This is a genomic window from Pseudomonas sp. SIMBA_067 (assembly GCF_046534675.1).
Lineage (GTDB): Bacteria > Pseudomonadota > Gammaproteobacteria > Pseudomonadales > Pseudomonadaceae > Aquipseudomonas > Aquipseudomonas putida.
Genome location: NZ_JAWRYH010000126.1, coordinates 1 through 357 on the forward strand (window position 1 = coordinate 1; position 357 = coordinate 357).

Sequence of the window (357 nt, forward strand, 5' to 3'; positions counted from 1 at the left end):
CCGGCCGGGGCCGATTGCTGCACGGGGGCCGCGTCGGGCTCAGGCTGCGCAGACGGCTGGTCCGCTGCGGGCGCATCGGGCTCGGTGGCCTCGCTGGCACCCGGCTGGGCCTGCGGCGCCGGGCTCGAGCGGTAATCCGCACGCCGCTTGAGCTGGAACTCGCGCACCGCCGAATTGTGGTCGTCCAGGTCGTCGGAGAACACATGGCTGCCATCGCCGCGGGCAACGAAGTACAGGCTGGTGCCAGTGGCCGGATTGAGCGCAGCGTGAATAGCCTCGCGCCCGACCATCGCGATCGGCGTCGGCGGCAAGCCAGTCATGGTGTAGGTGTTGTAGGGCGTCGGTTCGCGCAGGTCG

At 70.9% G+C, this 357-nt stretch carries 1 protein-coding gene; it reads right to left on the bottom strand.

Going from position 1 to position 357, the window contains the following annotated elements:
* A partial coding sequence (locus tag SB765_RS28355) for an endolytic transglycosylase MltG (RefSeq protein ID WP_410932318.1) occupies positions 1-357 on the bottom strand: 357 nt, incomplete at both ends.